We start from the raw sequence: 19,647 nt of genomic DNA, 5'->3' as shown, positions 1-19,647 counted from the left end.
TCAAAAATCAAGTGTTAAAGAATAATAAAATTCGCTGTAACCCGTTTAGATAATATAATTTCCGTAAATTTGGGTTAATTCAAAAAGTAAAAAATGAAAAATCTTTTTTTAAGTATATGTACAGCTGCAGTTTTGGCTTCATGTGGATCCATGACAAGCCCGTCTGCGTCTAAAGTAGGAAAGGCTCAGCCTGCTCTTGCCAATACAAAATGGACATTGGCTGACAATGTAAAAGGTAAAATCCCGACATTGAATATTGAAGGAGAGAAGATCACAGGAAATGCCGGATGTAATAACTATTTCGGAACAGCTTCAATTGATCCGTCTACAGGTGGTTTTACAGCGGGACAAATGGGATCTACTAAAATGATGTGCAACAACATTGGAGTGGAGCAGAACTTTATGGATATGATGGGAAAAGCAAATAAATATGTGATTTCCGGAAATACTTTAGAATTGTATAAAGACAATCTTTTACTATTGAAATTCACAAAATCAGAATAAAAAAACAAAAGGAACTCAATTGAGTTCCTTTTTTATGTTTAGAGTGTTATTAATCTTCCTCTTCTTCGTCGTACTTAGCCAACTCTTCGTCGCACCATTTGAACGCTGCTTCTACTACTTTAGTAGCCTCGTCTGCCATAGTTTCTTCATCATCACCTTCAAGATCATCTAACCACTCAACTTCTTCTTCCTCAACGTTTAAGATAAATCTTGGATATTCTGTATGAACCACGAATAGATCCTCTGGAAATTCCGAATTATCTGCTAATAAAAACTTTGGTAATTTCATTTTTTTAATGTTTTAACTTTCTCAAAGATAAATAAAATTATTGATTTAAAATTACTTCAAAAACATTTTTGAAACTTTTTCAGCTTTTTTGCTTTCAGAATAATCGTAGAACCCTTCGCCTGATTTTACACCAAGTTTTCCGGCTGTCACCATATTTACAAGCAATGGGTTCGGAGCGTACTTAGGATTTTTGAAACCGTCATACATTACATTAAGGATGGCAAGACATACATCAAGACCAATAAAGTCTGCCAGCTGAAGTGGTCCCATCGGATGAGCCATTCCCAATTTCATTACTGTATCAATTTCTTCTACACCAGCCACTCCGTTGTAAAGCGTTTCGATAGATTCATTGATCATTGGCATTAAAATTCTGTTAGCCACGAAACCTGGATAGTCATTCACCTCTACAGGCACTTTCCCCAATGTTTTGCTCATTTCATAAATAGCGTCAAAAGTCTCCTTAGAAGTAGAATATCCTTTGATGATTTCAACCAGTTTCATGATAGGAACCGGGTTCATGAAGTGCATACCGATTACTTTATCAGCTCTTTTGGTAGCTGCAGCAATTTTGGTGATTGATATAGATGAAGTATTGGTTGCAAGGATACAGCCTGCAGGAGCTAGTTCGTCCATTTGGCTAAAGATCTTCAGTTTAAGATCCATATTTTCTGTAGCAGCTTCTACGATAAGGTCTGCAGTACCTGCAGCATCATTCAGTGCTGTAAAAGTAGTGATGTTACCTAAAGTTTCAGCTTTTTGCTCCTCAGTAAGATTTCCTTTTGCAATGATTCTGTCAAGATTGGTAGTAATGGTTTTTAAACCTCTGTCCAAAGCTTCCTGGGATACATCTACAAGATTTACTTTAAAACCGCTTTGTGCGAAAGTATGTGCAATACCATTTCCCATGGTTCCAGCTCCGATAACTACAATGTTTTTGATCATTTTTCCTTTATTTTTTATAGATAGTTAAATTTTTTACGTCTGTAAGTTCAGATTGTGTCACAACAGCTGTCGAATCAAAGAAAACATTTCCCACATTTTGGTTTTTCTTACTGTTGTTCTGATTAGAAATAGCGGCTGTTAATCCTCTGATTAATCGTTTTTTTTGATTCTTTGTAAGAAAATCAGTTCCAACATATAATGAATATTCACCCTCTCTGCCTCTTCCTTTTTGTATCAGGATTTCCATGCTTTTTATCTGGCTTTTATTCTTGAATTCCTTCAGAAAGCTGATGACAGGTTTATCAGATGCCGGACCACAGCACACGCTTCCATAGCTGATCTGTAAATAGTTCTGATTCTTTTGAGAATAAAAGAATGTGAAAGCAAATAGCGCTGTTGTTACTATTAATTTTTTCATGTTAAAATCGCTTTAAAAATAAGCTTAAAATTTTATTTATTAAAATATTCCCAGACTTCTCTGGAAATATCCGAAATCATCTTGCAGTTCACTGTATCCGTTTCCATTGAGTTACTGACAAATACAGCTAATGCATAATGTTTGCCATTAGGTAAAGTAATGATTCCGATTTCATTTTCTGCGCCTGTTAAACCCGCATTATTCTTTCCGGAAGCTCCCGTTTTTCTTGCCACCGGAGTGTTTTTGGGAAGCTGATCTACCATTTTATTCAATCCTGTTGAAGTAGACCACATTACTTTCATCAGATAATCTGTAGATTTTTTGGATAATAATTTTCCGTCATAGAATTTTTTAAGGACATCAACCGCTGATTTTGTTGTGCTGTAATTTTCATACTGAACATTCCAGTCTTTATGCATAGTTTCTTCATTGTATTTGATCTGAAAACCTTTTACCCCCTTGGAATCCATGAATTTTTGTACAGTCTGAGTTCCTCCCAATAGTTTCAAAAGAATGTCACAGCCATTATTATCGCTTTTGGCAACTGTATATTCAATCACTTCACTTAACGGAACTTCAACATCTTTTCCGGCATATTGATCACGAAGCGGAGACCATGTGTTCTCAAGCAAGTTGGATGTATCCAATTTTATTTTCTGATCCAAAGAGAGTTTTCTCTGATCTACATAATTCAGAACTGCTGCAGCAATGTGAAATTTAAATACACTTTGCATCGGAAGCTTTTTATCTGCATTTTTATCATATTTAAAACCATTTTCAAAACCTAAGACAGAAACTCCTACTGTGGCTTTTTTGTTCTTAAGAATTGAGTTTATTTTGGGTTCTAATAGAGAAGTCTGCGCCAATGTAAATGCTGAAATCAGAAGAAAAAAGAATGCTGTTTTTTTCATAATAGTATCATTAAAAAAGCCCTCTTCTGAAGACCGGAAGAGAGCTGCAATTTAAGATAATTATTACTATTTTAATTCAAAATAATTCAGATTGGCACCATCATTTTCAAAGACGATTCTGATTTTATTTTCTCCTTTCTGAAGACTGATATTTTTGGCTGTAACCGTTTTCCAGTTTTCATTTCCTCCGGTAGATGCTAATGATGCCGTAGCTAAGACTTTTCCGCTAGCTGTTTCAATTCTTATTTTAGAAGGATTGGCCGCCGAATATCTGATGTCAATTGCATAATTTCTATCTCCTTTTGACTGAATCGTATACTGAAGCCATTCTCCGGTTTCTGTTTTCCCTACATAATATTGATTGCTAACCTTGTCGTTACATTTATAGATATCTACACCGTCATTTCTCATCTGCTGTCCGGAGTTCCATTCTGATCTTTTGGCCGGATCGCTTACCCAAAGATTAATGAAATCCTTATCCAGATAGGCAGATCCCATTCTTCCCAAATCATATTCCGAAGCGAATATTCTTCCCGGAGCCTGATGGTTTCTGAACGGTTTTGTAGAAGAATCTGTAATCTGTCTGAACATGGCATCAATCACGTCTCTCTTAATCTCTGTGTTGTTCAGTTTGTAATGGTCTGCAATCTGTAGTAAAGCTTTTTTTGCGTACTCTTTCGAAGGTTTTTCACCGCCATTTTTCCAGTAATCCAATAGCTTTTCATACTCAGGAGTGATTTTCACATTGTTAATTCCTGCAATATTATCAATCTTCTTCATCGGCCAGAATGCATACCCGATATTATGCTTACCCAAAAGCTGGATCAATTCAGTAAACCAAACGTTTGAATTCTCACCCGTTTCACCAAGCCAGATTGGCATATTATGCTTCTCTCTTAGATCCAGTGCGAATTTCAGGGTTTGATCATCATTGTAATTCCAGTATTTATGAAAACTGAAAGCCATATTATTATCCCAGATAGTTGGTAATCCATTATAATTGTTTCCCCAGCCGTTTCCTTCAATGAAAATAATATGCTTTTTGTCAACCTCTCTGATGGCTGCTGTGATATCCTTCTGAAGCTTCCAAAGTGGAGCATTAGACATTTCATCAGTACCATTCGGATTTTTCCCTGTGAAGTTGATATTGGGCTCGTTAATCAAGTCATAACCTCCAATCCATGGATTGTCTTTATATCTTTCAGCCAGTTTTTTCCACAGCGCTACAGTTTTTCTTTGATTCTCTTCATTCTCCCAAAGCGAAGGTTTAGATTTATCATTATCAGAAATATTGGCATCATTTCCTTGTCCTCCCGGAGCAGCATGAAGATCCAGAATCAAATATATTTTGTTATCTGTACACCATTGAAGAAGATCATCAGTCATTTTAAAACCTTCATCCAGCCACGTATCTTTTCCCTTTACAGGCTCTTTTTCAATAGGCAGCGTATAAAGATTGTAATGCATTGGGAGTCTTATAGAATTAAATCCGGCTTTGGCCAAAAAATCGATATCCTGTTTTGTAATTCCGTTTTTGAGATAAGCTTTGTAAAACTCATTCATTCCGTCTTCACCAATCAATTCTGCAATTTTCTCCTTAATCTTATACTGAGGTCCCGCAAAATCGGCAGTTTTCAGCATATATCCTTCCTGAAGCATCCAACCGCCCAGCCCAAGGCCTTTCAATTGAATATTTTCACCTTTATCATTAACGATTTTCTGACCTGAAGTTTTCAATAATTGCGATGTCCCAAATTGAGACAATAAAACTGCGGATAATAGAATGGCTCTTTTCATAGTAGTTTCAATGGTTTAAAATAATAGGGAAATATTAGAAATTATAATGAACGATGACATCATGAAATGAAACTGTATTCAGATCATTGATGATGCCGGATATTTCTATATGTAAAACAAAATCTTTCAATATTGTATTGAATTATTCTCCAAATATATTGTTTTTTTAGTTTTAAAATGATTTTTTATTGATAAATAAGCAATTATTAATGAAAAGTTTTTATTTCATTATGTAAATTACAAATTAATCAAATAAATCTACAGCTTCATCAAATCGATTCAACCTTTGCTTACTCAACATAATGCGTGGCTGAAAATGAAAACTTTACGTTTATAATAATAAAAATGCTATCTCATAATCCATTTATTCTGATTATAAGATAGCATGATATCTATTACTGCTTAAGAAAAACAGTGTATTTTTAACTGATCAGTTTCATAATTTCCAAAGCTACCTTCAAAGCTTCAGTACCATCTTCCAAAGACACTTCTACATTTTTATCACCAGTGATGGCATCTGCAAAAGAATTCAATTCATCCAGAATAGCATTATTAGGCTGGATATTCGGATATTCAAAAAGGATCTGGTTCTTTTCTCCCTCAGCATTTTCAATGATCATATCAAATGGAGTAGGGTTTTCAGGAGCATCCTTCATTCTGATCACTTCAGCCTTTTTCTCAAGGAAGTCAACGGAAATGTAAGCATCTTTCTGGAAAAATCTGCTTTTTCTCATTGCTTTCATGGAAATTCTGGAAGTGGTAAGATTGGCTACACATCCGTTTTCGAACTCTATTCTTGCATTGGCAATATCCGGGGTTTTGCTTACCACACAAACACCGCTTGCATGAATGTTTTTCACTTTAGATTTAGCAATACTTAATAAAATATCGAGATCGTGAATCATAAGATCCAATACTACAGAAACATCTGTACCACGTGGATTAAATTCTGCCAGTCTGTGGATTTCAATAAACATCGGAGTACTGATGTATTCTTTAGTAGCAATAAATGCAGGATTATATCTCTCAACGTGTCCTACCTGTGCTTTGATTCCTTTTTCCTGACACAAACGAAGAATTTCTTCTGCCTGTTCAAGCGTCTGGGTTACCGGTTTTTCAATAAAGAAATGAAGACCCTTCTCGATGGCTTTTAGTGCATAATCATAATGATAAACTGTGGGAGTTACAATGTCTAGCATGTCAATCTGCTCAAGCAATTCATCAAAATTTTCAAAATATTTATATCCGAATTCGGCTTCTAATTTCTTTCCGTTTTCAACATCTTTATCGTGGAAACCTACAAATTCATATCTATCAGACTGATTAAGAAGTTTTAAATGTATTTTTCCCAAGTGTCCGGCACCTACCAAACCTGCTTTTAACATAGCTGTATTAAATTTTTGTAAAGATAAGAAAGAAGTTACATTGTAGAAGCAGTTTTTGTGGATAATTCTTTGCTCCAATTTAGGAAATCTAATTTCTAATTTCTTACTTTTGTCAAATGCAGGATTCGTTTGTACATAAAGGAAAAAGAAAGATTTTAGTTGAATATCTTCGACAGAGAATTGGAATTTCGGACGAATATGTACTTTCGGCAATGAGTGAAGTTCCAAGACACCTTTTTATCGAAAGTATTTTTGAAGATTTTGCCTATGAAGACAGGGCATTCCCGATTCTCGCACATCAAACCATTTCCCACCCTTCAACAGTAGCAGAACAGTCTGAGCTGCTGCAGGTAAGTGCTGGTGAAAAAGTGCTGGAAATTGGAACAGGATGTGGATATCAGACCGCTGTCTTATTGGCCATGAAAGCCCATGTGTATACCGTGGAAAGACAGAAAGATCTGTTTGATTTTTCTAAGAAGAAACTCAGAGAACTTCATCTGTATCCCAAATTCCAGAGCTTTGGAGATGGCTTTGCAGGACTTCCTACTTTTGCTCCTTTTGACAAAATCATTGTAACCTGTGGTGCTTCCACTTTGCCTACAGAGCTTTTAAAACAGCTGAAAGTAGGAGGGAAAATGGTAATTCCATTGGGTCCAACAGATGAGCAGGTTTTATTCAGATTTACAAAAGTAGGTCCTACAGAATTTGAAAAAGAAGAATTCGGAGCTTATAAATTTGTTCCGATGCTCGGAAATACGAATCAATAGAACGGAATTGGTAGACTAACTGGTCTCAAACACCAGTTCTTTTGAAAATTATTCTTATCAATAAGAACAGACTTTAGTTCGCTTTTCATGAATAAAAATTCATCCGGATTTATCTAAAATTTAAAATTTTTAACTTTATTTCGGAATGAAAATTGATGGAATTAAAACCCCTCAATCTTAAAATTCCTTATCAGGGAAAAATAAAATAGATACTGAACATTCAGATGAAAAGAAATAAATTTTTAATATTAAAGTTCAATAACCTTACTTTTTGCAAGTGAGGTTTTTTTATTTAAAATCATCAAAAAAAGTATTGTATAATGAAAGTTTTTATCAATAAAAGAATTCCCGAAACAGGAATTAAAATGCTGGAAGAAGCAGGCTTAGAATTTATTTTTCCAGAAAAGGAAGACCTTTCTTACGAAGAATGGATTTATTACTGTAAAAATACAGATACCATCCTAAATGTAGGTGGAGATTTCAAATATGATAAGAATTTTTTTGATGCCTGTCCGAATGTGAAAGCCATTGCTCTATATTCTGTAGGATTTGATCATGTAGATATTCAGGAAGCTACAAAAAGAAACATTCCGATTGGAAATACCCCGGATGTGCTGAGCAGAGCAACTTCCGATGTAGCCTTTTTACTGATGCAGTCTGTTGCAAGAAGAGCTAGTTATAATTTTCAGAAAGTAAAAGAGGATAACTGGGGAGGATTTGATCCTTTACATGCTTTAGGGCAGGAATTATACGGAAAAACACTTGGGGTTTTTGGGTTGGGACGTATCGGTTATGAAATGGCTGAAAAATCAAAAAAGGCTTTTGGAATGAATATCATTTATCACAACCGCCATCATAATGAAGAAGCAGAAAAAGAGTTGGGAGCAACCTATGTTTCTTTTGATGAATTGATCAAAAACTCAGATGTATTGAGTGTACATGCCAATTTCACTCCCGAACATAAAGAATTATTCAATGAGTCCATATTTGAACAGATGAAGCCGAATGCGATTTTCATCAATACAGCAAGGGGTGGTTTTCACAACCAAAAAGATCTGTATCAGGCACTCGTTGATAAGAAAATCTGGGGAGCCGGTCTGGATGTTACCAATCCGGAACCAATGTCTGCTGATGATCCTATTCTTGGACTATCCAGTGTTTGTATTCTGCCACATATAGGATCTGCTACTGTTGAGGCCAGAAACGGAATGGCAAGACTGGCTGCAGGAAATATCATCGCTTTTTCGAAAAATGAAATAATGCCGCATTGTGCAAATCCTGAAGTTTATTCTCAACATTCATCATAACTTGGAATTATTTTTGTTCTTATAATATAAACCTAAAATCTTAAATACTATGGAACCAGAGAAAAATATTAATGAACAAAACAAAAGGTTAGAACAGATGGATTATAATCCAAATGAAGATATATTTAAGAGAGAAAAACACATTTCGCTCGATGGAGACGGAAATCCTATTCTGGATGAAGATCTTGATGATGATAAAATTGATAAAGGCTTAGATATTCCCGGAGCTGATGACGATGACGAAATGGAAGAAATAGGAGAGGAAGATGAAGAAAACAACTACTGGAGTCTCAGCGATAATGAAGATGATCATGAAGAAGAAAACGATGATGTTTTAACCTAAACTTTGACGATACAAAAATCAGCCTTATTGAATTTCAGTAAGGTTTTTTATGTTGAATAACGACTGTTTTTTGTAAGGACAATTCCCCTCCCTCGGAGGGGTGGATTCAAAAATTAAAGAATTTTTGAAGACGGGGTGGTTCCATAATGCATTACAATAAAATTCTCCAATTCCTTCATCACCAGATTCAGATTATTCTTCACGTCAAAATCATTAATCCTGAAAACTAAAAGCCCCAAAGATTCAAGATACTCTTCTCTTATCCCATCATAAACCTGCTTTTCATCATGGCTTGAACCATCTATTTCTATAATGAGTCCCAGCGTTTTTACATAAAAATCAACAATATAATTTCTAATAATTCTTTGTCGGTCAAAATCAATCCTATGAAATTTTTTTGCACGGACTTTCTTCCAGAATATCACTTCACCCAAAATTCGGGCTTTGCGTTTTTCTTTTAATAATATCTTTAAATGGGGATTGTAGGGCAGGTTCTCAACGAAATTCCTACGGATCGGAATTCCGTTGATGAGGGTAAGGATTTCTTTCATGACTGTGTTTCATTTTAACCACCCCGTCTTCCAAAGTTGAGAACTTTGGAATCCACCCCTCCGAAGGAGGGGAATTCAGGTGTGTCTTTTCAAATATAGAATTTAATATCAAACGGTGGCTGATTTACAGATTTGATAATTTTACCTAAACCCTCAGTCATTCTTTCCTTTCCCCACTTGCCTATATTTCCTATTTTGAATATCTTTAAGACTTCAAACATTGTTTAAAACATAGACCTTTAAATAGCAATATGACATTCCAAGAACAGATACAGCAGGGGATTCCTAATCAGCTGCCACAACCGAAACCATACGAGACCAATATCAACCACGCTCCGAAGCGTAAAGAAATTTTAGGAGAAGAAGAGAAAAAACTCGCATTGAAGAATGCTTTACGTTATTTTGATCCTCAGTTTCATGCAGAGCTGATTCCTGAATTTAAGCAGGAATTGGAAGACTACGGAAGAATTTATATGTACCGTTTCCGTCCGGATTATGAAATGAAGGCGAGACCTATTACAGACTATCCCGGGAAATCTGAGCAGGCGAAAGCCATTATGCTGATGATTCAGAATAACCTGGATTATGCCGTGGCACAGCACCCTCACGAATTGATTACTTATGGTGGAAATGGAGCTGTATTCTCAAACTGGGCACAGTATCTGCTGACGATGAAATATCTGTCGGAAATGAATAATGATCAGACATTGGTCATGTATTCAGGACATCCGATGGGACTATTTCCGTCTCATAAAGATGCACCAAGAGTGGTTGTAACCAATGGAATGATGATTCCGAACTATTCAAAACCGGATGACTGGGAGAAATTTAATGCATTAGGTGTTACGCAATACGGACAGATGACAGCGGGAAGTTATATGTATATCGGCCCTCAGGGGATTGTTCACGGAACAACGATTACGGTATTAAATGCTTTCAGAAAAATCAAAAAAGAACCGAAAGGTGGACTTTTTGTAACCTCAGGATTAGGTGGAATGAGTGGAGCTCAGCCCAAAGCAGGAAATATTGCTGGTTGTGTTACGGTATGTGCAGAAGTGAATCCAAAGATCACAAAGATCCGTCATGATCAGAAATGGGTGAATGAAATTCATGAAGATCTTGATTCATTAGTAAAAAGAGTAAGAGAAGCGCAGGCTAACAAAGAAACCGTGTCTTTGGCTTACCTTGGAAATATTGTAGAGGTTTGGGAGAAATTTAATCAGGAAGATGTAAGAATTGACATCGGATCAGATCAGACTTCACTTCACAATCCTTGGGCAGGTGGATATTATCCTGCAGGACAAAGCTTTGAAGAATCTAATACCATGATGGCTGAAAACCCAGAACTGTTCAAAGAAAAAGTTCAGGAAACATTGAGAAGACATGCAGCAGCGATCAATAAACATACAGCGAAAGGAACGTATTTCTTTGATTACGGAAATGCCTTTTTACTGGAAGCTTCCAGAGCCGGAGCAGATGTAATGGCAGAAAATCCAACATTAGGAAGAGAATTCAAATATCCGAGTTATGTACAGGATATCATGGGACCTATGTGTTTCGATTATGGTTTCGGGCCGTTCCGTTGGGTATGTTCCAGCGGAAATCCGGAAGACCTTCAGAAAACGGATGATATTGCCTGTGCAGTGTTGGAAGAAATGGTTAAAAACTCTCCTGAAGAGATCCAGCAGCAGATGAAAGACAACATCCAGTGGATCAAAGGAGCACAGGAAAATAAACTGGTGGTAGGTTCTCAGGCGAGAATCCTTTATGCAGATGCAGAAGGAAGAATGAAAATTGCTGAAGCCTTCAACAAAGCCATTAGAAATGGAGAAATAGGACCTGTAGTATTGGGAAGAGACCACCACGATGTTTCAGGAACAGATTCTCCTTACAGAGAGACTTCCAATATTTATGACGGATCAAGATTTACTGCGGATATGGCCATTCACAATGTGATTGGTGACAGTTTCCGTGGAGCTACCTGGGTTTCCATTCACAATGGTGGTGGAGTAGGCTGGGGAGAAGTAATCAACGGAGGTTTCGGAATGCTTCTTGACGGAAGCGATGATGCCGACAGAAGATTAAAATCCATGCTTTTCTGGGATGTGAACAACGGAATCTCAAGAAGAAGCTGGGCAAGAAACGAAGGGGCTGTTTTCGCCATTAAAAGAGCGATGGAAGCAGAACCGAACCTTAAGGTAACGCTTCCGAATTTTGTGGATGAAAACTTATTGTAATATAAAATTCAATAATTCAATATAAACGGGCTGTAATCCTGAGTTAGTCGAAGGGAGCCCGTTTTTTGTACATAATAATACATCAATAAAAGTATAGAATAAATCAATAGCAACGGGCTATAATCCTGAGCTTGTCGAAGGAAGCCCGTTTTCTTTTGTGAGTAATATAATTGGCTTTAGCCGAAATTTAAAATTAAGTTTTGGCTAAAGCCTTTGGTATTTTTTCTTTTTTATATCGGGCTAAAGCCCGATGCTATTGATGATCTTTTTGTACTTGCGATAAAAGCTAAGATCTACTTGACATGATAGATTTTAACTAGCAAAATTTTATATAACATCATCAATTGTATCTACTATTTCAGTAAAATGGTTGACACTTTCTCTTGCTGTTGTAATATGTGCTCCATTTAAACCTTCTCTATGTGTACAATCAAAAACTGGTTTTAATGCATTTAATGAATAAGGAATAAGACTATGAAAATTAGGAATTTGTCCCAAATTATAATCGTCTCTTTCAATGACTTGGTTGATAGGCTGTAATCTATTAACAATATTTTGATTAACAATGTTACTAATTTGATTGCCAAAAATTTGCCAGCCACGAGTCATTCCTTCTGCATTGTTTCTAACATTATGCTGTTGAACGACATAGCCTAGAAACACAGGTGTTCCATTTGGAATTAATACACCATTTCCTTCATTTGATTCTCGAATTTGCTGCCATTCATCTGCCCAAATTACAAGTTTATTTCCAAGATTATCAGTTCCTCTCAGTGAAAATAAGTCAGCAGCAATAGGTATTATAAAAAAATCACTGCCTCCTAATACAGCTCTATTCAATGCTCCAAGATTAGGACCCAAATCAATTAAAACTAAATCTAAATCTAGATTATTTATACACCAATTTATATATCTGTGAATTACTGTTTGAATCCTCAAATCTGGTCTGCTTCCTCCTTTAGCACTATTCCAAGTATCACCTAATCTATCTTCAAATAAGGATAAATTTAAATCACCTGGAGTAAGGAATAGATTGTTTTCAATTTCTATGGGTAAATGTTGATTGAAGTCACCAATACCTTCATAAACTGGTTCAATTATCCTAAAAATACTATTTCCATCAGGTTGCCAAGCAGTTTCAATATCTTCGATGCTAATAGAATAAGATGTTAAATTACATTGACTATCACAATCAACCATTAAAACTTTTCTTCCTCTTCTAGCTAATAAATGAGCAATATGATACATATAGGTAGTTTTCCCTACACCTCCTTTATTGTTAAATATACTTAATGTTTTTGCCATAATAAATTTTAGTTAGTATATAAATTAATGTAATGTATTTGTCTAAATTATAATTTTAAAAAATAGAAAATTAGTATTATATATTTTCATATTTTGAAAAAATTTATCAAATATAGACTACATTATTTTTAAAACCTTACGGTTTCCCATAACCCAAAACTTCCCACCTCAAAAAACACTCTCATTTACAACCTCCCCAACCCCTCCCCAACTCCAAAACACTAGTAAAACACCCCTCCCAAGCCCTCCGCTTATTAAAAACAAGCACGTTTGAAACTTCCCAAGAGCTTGGGAAGTCTCCTGCAAGTTGGGGGAAAGCTCCCAAGACCTTGGGAGGTTTGTTGCAAGTATGTTTGTAACAAAACAACTTTTTTATATATTTGATTGTTAATTTATTAATCCCAAAAACACAAAAAAATGAAAATTGCCCTCACACAGCTGAGCACTAAAGATCTTGCGACTTTAGCTCAGAGAATTCTTTCTAATGCCCAATCCGGAAAATACCCTGTTATCGACAATCATCCTCTGGTAGGAGCTTTGGCGTCCTCCTATACGGAATACGATAAGGTCTATACAAAGCAGGTCTACAGCGGAAAAGGAAAAGACGTAGCCACTGCAGATCACGAAAGAGATACCGCCTATGCCAATCTGAAATCTTTCCTGAACGGCTATCGTAAACTACCATCTGCAGCCAACTATCAGGTGGCAGAGGATCTCCATGGAGTATTCAAAACTTTTGGGCTGAACCTGGACAGGCTGAGTTACTCTTCACAAACCGCTCAGATGAAAAAGCTTATAGAAGAATTAGAAACGACAGAAAACAAACAGAAGATCACTGTTCTTTCTCTGGATGCAGCATTTGCAGAGATGAAAGCTAAGCAGGATGCTTTTGAGATCGTGTTTGCAGAGCAGGCAGGAGCCAATGCAGATCTTCGTCAGATGACGAGCGCTAGTGCCATCCGTAAAGATCTGGAGAAAACATTGAAAACTTATATGAATCTTCTTACAGCAATGAAGTCGGTTCCGGGCTGGGAATTGCTGTACAATGATACCAATGAGCTGGTGAAAGCTGCTAAAAACTCTTCGCTGGCAAGAGAAGGCGGTGATAATATAGCGAAAGGGTAAGAAATCTAACCTTTATATAGAGTAAGCCACAAGCTTGTCACTCCGTAGGAGTCTCTATTATACTTATAAACGTAATACAAAAACTCAGCATACGGCTGAGTTTTGTTATTTTGAACCATTAAGAGTATTGAAGTTGTTAAGGAAGATTAAGGAAACATCAAGATGCTTTTCATTGAGATTGCTTCACCTTCGGTTCGCAATGACAGTGGGAGTGTGAAATTTTATTGGAGATAAAATCTTTGCGTTTTAAAACAGAAAATTTTTACTATCATTTTTGCGCCTTAGCGTTTTTCCCAACGACACAAAAAAACTCAGCAAATCGCTGAGTTTTTATTATTTTTTCTTAAAAGCATTTAGCTCCTCTTGTAATCTCTGGTTTTCTTTTTTTAGCATTTCTATAAGCTCTCTTTGGCTTTCAAGAAGGAACTCTGGAACATTACAATAAAGATTGCCATTTATGTTATTTCCAAAGCCACTACTTCCAGTAATATTATCAAAATTATTGATCTGCTTTGCTTCCTCTTCTTCATAAATTTCTTCTACGGGAACTTCCAGAAAACGGGCAATCTTATCCCACTCATCATGGAAAATCTTTACATCTCCACTTTCTTTTCTGCTGTAGTTGGAGACATCTGTAGCAATATATTCAGCCACTTGCTGTTGTGTGAAGCCTTTTCTTTTTCTTACGTTGCGTAGTTTTTCTTTTTGCATGACCCGTATTTTCTACAAATATGCAAAATTTTTGTTGGAATTGCGAGGGCATAAAGTTTTTTTATACTTGAAATGTTATTTTAACGCGCAGGCACATTTTGGCTTCGCTTAATATGAGATTTTCGGTGAGTATTGTGTTATTATTCTCCCACAGATCTCACAAATTTTTTGATATTTATCTGTTTAATCTGCGCAATCAGTGATAGAACATTGAGATTGCTTTACCTTCGGTTCGCAATGACAGTGGTGGTGTTGAAATTTTATCGGAGATAAAATCTTTACACCTTTGCAGTTCCCAACTGAATTTAATTGTAAACGCAAAGCTTTAATTATATATTTCTATAGAATAAGGAAGCAAAGTTCTGTGGCTTAGCCACTGATAAAGTATTCTTTAAACGTTCGCTTCATAAAATCAATCTTGATTGATTCTTTCTTTGCTTCCTTAGTAATAGTATTTTTAGTTAAATCTTCGCGTTTTCAACAATAACAACATAAAAAAACTCAGCATATAGCTGAGTTTTTTTATGTTGAACCATTAAGGATATTGAAGTTTTGAAGGTAAGTGAAGGAAACATCAAGATGTTTTTAAGCTATGCATTTTTCTTAATGGTTTAATGTATTTTATTATTTCACAGCCGCAATAGCTGCTTCATAATTCGGTTCTTGCGAAATATCCGGCACCTGCTCTTCATAGATGATCTTCCCTGTAGGATCTATTACCACAACCGCTCTGCTCAGAAGACCTTTCATCGCAGAATCTACCAGTTCCACTCCATAGTTCCATCCAAAATCTGTACGGAAATCCGAAAGCATTACTACATTTTTGATCCCTTCTGCACCACAGAATCTTTTCTGTGCAAACGGTAAATCTTTAGAAATACAAAGTACTACCGTATTGGGAAGATTTCCAGCCTCTTCATTGAAATGATGTACAGAAGCAGAGCAAACACCAGTATCTACACTAGGAAAGATATTCAGAATAACATATTTTCCTTTGTACGAATCCAACGTTTGATCATTCATATTCACATCGGTAAGAGTGAATTTAGGAGCTGGTTTATTAAGAGCCGGTAATTTGGCATAAGTATGAACTTCCTTTCCTCCCATTAAAACAGTATTGGTTGCTTTAGATTTTTGAGCAAAGCCCGCTGCAGAGAAGAATAGCAGTGTGCCGCAAACTAATTTTGAAAACATGAAATTTATTTTTAAGCTAAATTATTCTTTTTTTAGGAGCTGAGATTAATTTTAATTCAAATAGATCAAATCTATTGTCAGATTGTTTTTTTCAAAACATTTTACCTCTACCTTTATCTTATAAAACATGGTTGTTTCAAAGGTGTTATTCTGACGAAAGTCAAATAATTTAAATTTTGAAATAATCTCAAACTTATCACATAAAAAAATAGAAAGATTTATGAGTTCAGAAAATACAGCATCATTCCATCACATTTTTAAAGGAGAAAACGAAATTCCGGAAGAATATAAAGTTCCGGTCATTCATCAGAGAACTTATCTTCTGAATGGTGAATTGGTAGAGTGGAAGGGAGATGTCACGGAAATTTATTCTCCAGTGTGCATTCCTACAGAAAACGGATTGGAAAGAAAGCTTCTGGGAAGCATCCCGAATATTGGTCCGAACGAGGCTATGGAAGTTCTTGAAGCCTGCGTAAAAGCTTATGATAACGGATTGGGCGAATGGCCTACCATGTCTGTAGAAGGACGTATCAAATGCATGCAGAAATTCGTATATCTGATGATTCAGCAAAGAGATCTGATCATCAAACTGCTGATGTGGGAAATTGGAAAAACCCTGGCAGATTCAACGAAAGAATTTGACCGTACTGTAGATTATATCAATCAGACCATTGATGCTCTGAAAGATTTGGATCGAGAATCTTCACGCTTTCAACAGGCAGAGGGAACCATTGCGCAGATCAGAAGAGCTCCGCTTGGGGTAGTCTTAAGTATGGGACCTTTCAATTATCCTCTGAATGAAATCTTTACAACACTGATTCCTGCTTTGATCATGGGAAATACCATCCTGTTTAAGCTTCCAAAACATGGTGTACTGGCTCATTATCCTTTATTAAATGCCTTTAAAGAAGCCTTCCCGAAAGGAACGGTGAATACATTATATGGAAAAGGATCAGAGATTATCACCCCGATTATGGAAAGCGGAAAAGTGAATGTACTGGCCTTCATCGGATCAAGTAAAGTAGCGAATGGATTAAAAAAACTCCATCCAAAAGTAAACCGTTTAAGAGCTATTCTGAGCCTTGATGCGAAAAACGCTGCCATTGTTACTAAAAATGCGAATCTGGATGTAGCGGTGAACGAATGTATTTTAGGTGCGCTTTCCTTCAACGGACAGCGATGTACAGCATTGAAGCTGATATTCGTTCAGAAAGAAATTGCTTTAGCATTTACAGAGAAACTGAGCGAAGCGGTTTCTGCTTTGAAGGCTGGGCTGCCATGGGAAAAAGATGTAAAAGTAACTCCGCTTCCGGAAGTAAATAAGCCTGCTTATCTGAAAGAATGTATTGAAGATGCTTTACAGAAAGGTGCTGCAGTTTTGAATAAAGATGGAGGTTATACGGATGAATCTTTTGTTTTCCCAGCGGTGGTGTATCCTGTAAACAGTGATATGAAGCTGTATCATGAAGAGCAGTTTGGTCCTGTAATTCCTGTGGTTCCGTTTGAAGACATAGAAGAGCCGATAGATTATCAGGTGAATGCTTCACATGGGATGCAGGTAAGTATTTTCAGTGAAGATCCACAGGAAGTAGCAAGGCTGATTGATCCGTTTGTGAACCTTGTAAGCCGTGTGAATATCAATTGCCAGGCACAGCGTGGTCCCGATGTTTTTCCTTTTACAGGAAGAAAAGACAGTGCAGAAGGAACGCTTTCTGTGTTTGATGCGCTCCGTTCATTCTCTATCCGGTCTCTGGTAGCTGCAAAACTGACAGAATCCAACAAAGAATTACTCAATACCATTGTAAGAGAACATGATTCCAATTTTTTAAGCACTGATTATATTTTTTGATTCTCATCGGTATCGAATTTAACATAAATAAAAATCCTCAATAAACTACTTTGTTTTTTGAGGATTTTTTTAACTTAATAGCGGAAATAGAGTTTGTGTTATAATCAAGATGATGTTTTTATGAATATCATCCAAGGATCAGTGTGTAAATCATGTCTTCACCGGGAAAAGAATTTTTAGAGAAAATTGAAAAGCACAAAGGTGTTGTTTTCAAGATCTCTAAAATGTATATGGATAATAAGGACGATCAGAATGACCTCTATCAGGAGATCATTTACCAGGCCTGGAAATCATACGGTGATTTCCAAAAGAGGAGTGATTTCTCCACATGGCTGTACAGAACTGCACTTAACACGGCAATAGTATTTCTGAGAAGTGAAAAAAGACGTAGTTTTATACAGAATCAGAATGTGGATGGGCTAAGCGCCAGACAGGAACCTTATAATGATACGGATGATATGAATATGAAGCGGATGTATGAAGCCATCCATCAGTTGAGCCCCATAGATAAAGCCCTTATATTTTTCTTTTTGGAAGGGTTTTCGGGTAAAGAAATAGCGGTACAGCTCGGAATTACAGAAATAAATACCCGGGTAAAGCTAAAAAGGGCAAAAGAAAAACTGAAAGAAATCATTAGCAGACAGGAGACCGGTTCGAATTAATTGATAAAACTATGGAGTTAGAAAATTTTAAAGAACTTTGGAATAAAGATACAGGACAGGAATCCCCTGAAATTTCTCTGGAAAAACAGAAGGAAATACATTCTCCGCTGCAGATGCTGAAAGTGAATATGCAGACGGAATTTTGGCTGATGATTGTTACATTACCGCTGCTTTTGACCAGCTTCCCATTTGCATCTAAAGATTCTAATATTAAAACCATATCACTGTTTGTTACCATCCTGACCGTTGCTATCATTGTCTACTTTTATTCCCGTTTTCTGAAATTGTATAAGCTGCTTCAGAAGAACAGTATCAATACCAATTATGATTTGTTCAATCTTAAAACCCAGCTTCTCATTTCGAAAGAAATTTATATTTCATATTATATTTCCTATATCCCGCTTGGGTTTCTTCTGTCTCTGATCCAGATTAATTTCCATTTTGATATGGAATATAACCTGGCGATCTTCGGGATAAGCGTTCTTATTACCCTGCTGCTGATTGCTTTTATTATCAGATACTGGATGTATTATATGTATGGAAGGTATATAGATGATGTGGTACGGCTGGTGGATGAACTCAACGGAATTGAAGTAAGCCCAAGATCCGAAAAGAAAAAAACATGGTTTGAACGCTCACAGAAGTTTTTCATGAATAAAATGGGAATTAAAGGGAATATTCTGAATACAGTCATCTGGTTTGTATCCATGTATTTTTTTATCATTTTATTTCTGACACTTGTTCTTCTGATCATTATAATAGTAGGAGCTAAGCTTAATTTTCTGGATGTCGGATCGCTGCAGAGGGCTTTAAATAAACTGAATTAGAAATTATTTTATCTTCTATAAAATTTCTATCTTTAAAAAATTGAGTTGTAAAAAAATATCAGATGGATGATTTTAAAAACCAGGTGTATTCTATAGAAGAATTCCTGGAGCTTGTAAAGAATAAACAGGATAGGAAAATATCCTTTGATCCCGAATATAATTATGCGGTCTATTGTTTAAACCTGAAATGAAAATTTTTATTGGTGATCCTTTGGATATCGGGGAAAATGATAATGAAATCTTACCTGATTTTGTTTTTCACAACAAACTTAATTATTTGTGTTCTGATGAGAATATTCAGGATGTAGTGGATCTTGCTTTCAAGCAGCGTGCTGATATTACTTCTTCTCAGCTTATCACAGCTCTGAATCATTATCTTGAAAAAGATGATTTCTTAGATTTTAAATAATAAAAGAATTAAATACCTTAAATATAGAACCTGATATGAAAAAATATCAGGTTTTTATTTTTTTTATGTAACATTTTTACTTTTTTCCTACTAACTGTTGAGATCAAAAAT

At 36.0% G+C, this 19,647-nt stretch carries 20 protein-coding genes; 10 read left to right on the top strand and 10 right to left on the bottom strand.

Annotation, left to right across the window (positions count from 1 at the left end; translation table 11 throughout):
- The first annotated feature begins 93 nt into the window (after positions 1 to 93).
- A complete protein-coding gene (locus tag LKL37_RS08675; RefSeq protein WP_431610156.1) occupies positions 94 to 504 on the top strand; it encodes an META domain-containing protein in 411 nt (136 codons plus the stop codon).
- Between the two features lie 49 nt (positions 505 to 553).
- On the opposite strand, the gene LKL37_RS08670 is transcribed toward LKL37_RS08675, so the two are convergent.
- The 6 genes from LKL37_RS08670 to LKL37_RS08645 all read right to left on the bottom strand — a co-directional run bounded on the left by LKL37_RS08670 (position 554) and on the right by LKL37_RS08645 (position 6,249).
- Entirely contained in the window at positions 554 to 793 is a 240-nt protein-coding gene (locus tag LKL37_RS08670) for a hypothetical protein (protein WP_002977986.1), read from the bottom strand.
- 51 nt (positions 794 to 844) lie between these two features.
- Complete coding sequence (locus tag LKL37_RS08665) at positions 845 to 1,735, bottom strand: 3-hydroxybutyryl-CoA dehydrogenase (RefSeq protein ID WP_431610445.1); 891 nt, start codon at positions 1,733 to 1,735, stop codon at positions 845 to 847.
- Positions 1,736 to 1,745: 10 nt separating this feature from the next.
- On the bottom strand, positions 1,746 to 2,156 hold the full coding sequence (locus tag LKL37_RS08660) for a hypothetical protein (protein ID WP_431610155.1): 411 nt from the start codon (positions 2,154 to 2,156) through the stop codon (positions 1,746 to 1,748).
- 32 nt (positions 2,157 to 2,188) lie between these two features.
- A complete protein-coding gene (bla-A, locus tag LKL37_RS08655) occupies positions 2,189 to 3,067 on the bottom strand; it encodes a CGA/CIA family class A beta-lactamase (protein ID WP_431610154.1) in 879 nt (292 codons plus the stop codon).
- Between the two features lie 66 nt (positions 3,068 to 3,133).
- A complete protein-coding gene (locus LKL37_RS08650; protein ID WP_431610153.1) occupies positions 3,134 to 4,864 on the bottom strand; it encodes a cellulase family glycosylhydrolase in 1,731 nt (576 codons plus the stop codon).
- Between the two features lie 422 nt (positions 4,865 to 5,286).
- Positions 5,287 to 6,249, bottom strand: coding sequence for a Gfo/Idh/MocA family protein (locus tag LKL37_RS08645; protein WP_047433586.1), 963 nt, complete (start codon positions 6,247 to 6,249; stop codon positions 5,287 to 5,289).
- Positions 6,250 to 6,365: 116 nt separating this feature from the next.
- Here LKL37_RS08645 and LKL37_RS08640 point away from each other — a divergent pair, with 116 nt between their 5' ends.
- The 3 genes from LKL37_RS08640 to LKL37_RS08630 all read left to right on the top strand — a co-directional run bounded on the left by LKL37_RS08640 (position 6,366) and on the right by LKL37_RS08630 (position 8,666).
- Positions 6,366 to 7,016 (top strand): protein-L-isoaspartate(D-aspartate) O-methyltransferase, encoded by a 651-nt coding sequence (locus LKL37_RS08640; protein WP_431610152.1) that lies wholly within the window; start codon positions 6,366 to 6,368, stop codon positions 7,014 to 7,016.
- Between the two features lie 320 nt (positions 7,017 to 7,336).
- Positions 7,337 to 8,323 (top strand): 2-hydroxyacid dehydrogenase, encoded by a 987-nt coding sequence (locus LKL37_RS08635; protein ID WP_431610151.1) that lies wholly within the window; start codon positions 7,337 to 7,339, stop codon positions 8,321 to 8,323.
- Positions 8,324 to 8,372: 49 nt separating this feature from the next.
- Positions 8,373 to 8,666, top strand: coding sequence for a hypothetical protein (locus LKL37_RS08630; RefSeq protein WP_431610150.1), 294 nt, complete (start codon positions 8,373 to 8,375; stop codon positions 8,664 to 8,666).
- 113 nt (positions 8,667 to 8,779) lie between these two features.
- On the opposite strand, the gene LKL37_RS08625 is transcribed toward LKL37_RS08630, so the two are convergent.
- Complete coding sequence (locus LKL37_RS08625; protein WP_431610149.1) at positions 8,780 to 9,217, bottom strand: endonuclease domain-containing protein; 438 nt, start codon at positions 9,215 to 9,217, stop codon at positions 8,780 to 8,782.
- A gap of 251 nt (positions 9,218 to 9,468) precedes the next feature.
- Here LKL37_RS08625 and LKL37_RS08620 point away from each other — a divergent pair, with 251 nt between their 5' ends.
- The gene (locus tag LKL37_RS08620) at positions 9,469 to 11,454 is read left to right on the top strand and encodes a urocanate hydratase (protein ID WP_431610148.1); all 1,986 of its coding nucleotides are present in this window, start codon (positions 9,469 to 9,471) and stop codon (positions 11,452 to 11,454) included.
- Between the two features lie 327 nt (positions 11,455 to 11,781).
- On the opposite strand, the gene LKL37_RS08615 is transcribed toward LKL37_RS08620, so the two are convergent.
- On the bottom strand, positions 11,782 to 12,759 hold the full coding sequence (locus LKL37_RS08615) for a ParA family protein (protein ID WP_431610147.1): 978 nt from the start codon (positions 12,757 to 12,759) through the stop codon (positions 11,782 to 11,784).
- A 417-nt stretch (positions 12,760 to 13,176) separates the two neighbouring features.
- Between LKL37_RS08615 and LKL37_RS08610 the strand changes: the two genes are divergently transcribed.
- Complete coding sequence (locus LKL37_RS08610) at positions 13,177 to 13,884, top strand: DUF6261 family protein (RefSeq protein ID WP_431610146.1); 708 nt, start codon at positions 13,177 to 13,179, stop codon at positions 13,882 to 13,884.
- A 333-nt stretch (positions 13,885 to 14,217) separates the two neighbouring features.
- Here the strand turns inward: LKL37_RS08610 and LKL37_RS08605 are convergent, their stop codons facing one another.
- Together LKL37_RS08605 and tpx are read right to left on the bottom strand one after the other, a co-directional pair.
- Positions 14,218 to 14,595, bottom strand: coding sequence for a helix-turn-helix domain-containing protein (locus tag LKL37_RS08605; RefSeq protein WP_431610145.1), 378 nt, complete (start codon positions 14,593 to 14,595; stop codon positions 14,218 to 14,220).
- 624 nt (positions 14,596 to 15,219) lie between these two features.
- Positions 15,220 to 15,789 carry a thiol peroxidase gene (gene tpx / locus LKL37_RS08600; RefSeq protein ID WP_185126138.1) on the bottom strand — a complete coding sequence of 190 codons (570 nt, stop codon included), beginning with the start codon at positions 15,787 to 15,789 and terminating at the stop codon, positions 15,220 to 15,222.
- Between the two features lie 220 nt (positions 15,790 to 16,009).
- On the opposite strand from tpx, the gene LKL37_RS08595 reads away from it, so the two are divergent.
- The 4 genes from LKL37_RS08595 to LKL37_RS08580 all read left to right on the top strand — a co-directional run bounded on the left by LKL37_RS08595 (position 16,010) and on the right by LKL37_RS08580 (position 19,536).
- Positions 16,010 to 17,638 (top strand): NADP-dependent glyceraldehyde-3-phosphate dehydrogenase, encoded by a 1,629-nt coding sequence (locus LKL37_RS08595; RefSeq protein ID WP_431610144.1) that lies wholly within the window; start codon positions 16,010 to 16,012, stop codon positions 17,636 to 17,638.
- A 152-nt stretch (positions 17,639 to 17,790) separates the two neighbouring features.
- Positions 17,791 to 18,300: an RNA polymerase sigma factor gene (locus LKL37_RS08590; RefSeq protein ID WP_431610143.1), complete on the top strand. Its 510-nt coding sequence runs from the start codon at positions 17,791 to 17,793 to the stop codon at positions 18,298 to 18,300.
- 11 nt (positions 18,301 to 18,311) lie between these two features.
- On the top strand, positions 18,312 to 19,127 hold the full coding sequence (locus LKL37_RS08585) for a hypothetical protein (protein ID WP_431610142.1): 816 nt from the start codon (positions 18,312 to 18,314) through the stop codon (positions 19,125 to 19,127).
- A gap of 187 nt (positions 19,128 to 19,314) precedes the next feature.
- A complete protein-coding gene (locus LKL37_RS08580; protein ID WP_431610141.1) occupies positions 19,315 to 19,536 on the top strand; it encodes a DUF7716 domain-containing protein in 222 nt (73 codons plus the stop codon).
- Positions 19,537 to 19,647: the final 111 nt, after the last annotated feature.

It is taken from the genome of Chryseobacterium sp. 'Rf worker isolate 10', from assembly GCF_050753305.1.
GTDB lineage: Bacteria > Bacteroidota > Bacteroidia > Flavobacteriales > Weeksellaceae > Chryseobacterium.
Note: the sequence above shows the minus strand (reverse complement) of the source record. Positions and strands in the feature narration are given on the sequence as shown.

What these genes read in the sequence shown, in the direction of transcription:
- LKL37_RS08595 (WP_431610144.1), top strand. Translation starts at nt 16,010, where the DNA reads ATGAGTTCAGAAAATACAGCATCATTCCATCACATTTTTAAAGGAGAA.
- LKL37_RS08605 (WP_431610145.1), bottom strand. Translation starts at nt 14,595, where the DNA reads ATGCAAAAAGAAAAACTACGCAACGTAAGAAAAAGAAAAGGCTTCACA.
- LKL37_RS08650 (WP_431610153.1), bottom strand. Translation starts at nt 4,864, where the DNA reads ATGAAAAGAGCCATTCTATTATCCGCAGTTTTATTGTCTCAATTTGGG.
- LKL37_RS08615 (WP_431610147.1), bottom strand. Translation starts at nt 12,759, where the DNA reads ATGGCAAAAACATTAAGTATATTTAACAATAAAGGAGGTGTAGGGAAA.
- LKL37_RS08585 (WP_431610142.1), top strand. Translation starts at nt 18,312, where the DNA reads ATGGAGTTAGAAAATTTTAAAGAACTTTGGAATAAAGATACAGGACAG.
- LKL37_RS08630 (WP_431610150.1), top strand. Translation starts at nt 8,373, where the DNA reads ATGGAACCAGAGAAAAATATTAATGAACAAAACAAAAGGTTAGAACAG.
- LKL37_RS08640 (WP_431610152.1), top strand. Translation starts at nt 6,366, where the DNA reads ATGCAGGATTCGTTTGTACATAAAGGAAAAAGAAAGATTTTAGTTGAA.
- LKL37_RS08620 (WP_431610148.1), top strand. Translation starts at nt 9,469, where the DNA reads ATGACATTCCAAGAACAGATACAGCAGGGGATTCCTAATCAGCTGCCA.
- LKL37_RS08660 (WP_431610155.1), bottom strand. Translation starts at nt 2,156, where the DNA reads ATGAAAAAATTAATAGTAACAACAGCGCTATTTGCTTTCACATTCTTT.
- LKL37_RS08610 (WP_431610146.1), top strand. Translation starts at nt 13,177, where the DNA reads ATGAAAATTGCCCTCACACAGCTGAGCACTAAAGATCTTGCGACTTTA.
- LKL37_RS08590 (WP_431610143.1), top strand. Translation starts at nt 17,791, where the DNA reads ATGTCTTCACCGGGAAAAGAATTTTTAGAGAAAATTGAAAAGCACAAA.
- tpx (WP_185126138.1), bottom strand. Translation starts at nt 15,789, where the DNA reads ATGTTTTCAAAATTAGTTTGCGGCACACTGCTATTCTTCTCTGCAGCG.
- bla-A (WP_431610154.1), bottom strand. Translation starts at nt 3,067, where the DNA reads ATGAAAAAAACAGCATTCTTTTTTCTTCTGATTTCAGCATTTACATTG.
- LKL37_RS08645 (WP_047433586.1), bottom strand. Translation starts at nt 6,249, where the DNA reads ATGTTAAAAGCAGGTTTGGTAGGTGCCGGACACTTGGGAAAAATACAT.
- LKL37_RS08635 (WP_431610151.1), top strand. Translation starts at nt 7,337, where the DNA reads ATGAAAGTTTTTATCAATAAAAGAATTCCCGAAACAGGAATTAAAATG.
- LKL37_RS08670 (WP_002977986.1), bottom strand. Translation starts at nt 793, where the DNA reads ATGAAATTACCAAAGTTTTTATTAGCAGATAATTCGGAATTTCCAGAG.
- LKL37_RS08675 (WP_431610156.1), top strand. Translation starts at nt 94, where the DNA reads ATGAAAAATCTTTTTTTAAGTATATGTACAGCTGCAGTTTTGGCTTCA.
- LKL37_RS08625 (WP_431610149.1), bottom strand. Translation starts at nt 9,217, where the DNA reads ATGAAAGAAATCCTTACCCTCATCAACGGAATTCCGATCCGTAGGAAT.
- LKL37_RS08580 (WP_431610141.1), top strand. Translation starts at nt 19,315, where the DNA reads ATGAAAATTTTTATTGGTGATCCTTTGGATATCGGGGAAAATGATAAT.